The following is a 255-nucleotide window of genomic DNA, read 5'->3' as shown; positions in this document are numbered from 1 at the left end:
TGGAGGCGCTTGGAGAATTTTACCCCAATGCCAAGTGGCAACGGTGCGTTGTGCACTTTTATCGCAACGTGCTGCATGCGGTTCCGCGCGGTAAGGCCAAAGAGGTTGCTCTGATGCTCAAAGCGATCCATGCTCAGGAGGACAAAGAAGCTGCGCGCCGCAAAATGGTAGATGTGGCCCAAAAGCTCCGGGCGCAGCATCTTGAAAAAGCAGCCAGAACACTGGAATCTGGCTGTGATGAGACGCTTTCTTATT

The 255-nt window shown here is 53.3% G+C and carries 1 protein-coding gene; it reads left to right on the top strand.

Annotated elements, in window-relative coordinates:
• Window positions 1-255, top strand: a 255-nt coding sequence (locus V6C16_RS14770; RefSeq protein WP_333543633.1) for a transposase, incomplete at both ends; no start/stop codon positions are given.

The sequence above is a fragment of the Desulfovibrio sp. 1188_IL3213 genome, assembly GCF_036763145.1.
Lineage (GTDB): Bacteria > Desulfobacterota > Desulfovibrionia > Desulfovibrionales > Desulfovibrionaceae > Desulfovibrio.
This window is presented reverse-complemented; position numbering and strand designations above follow the sequence as displayed.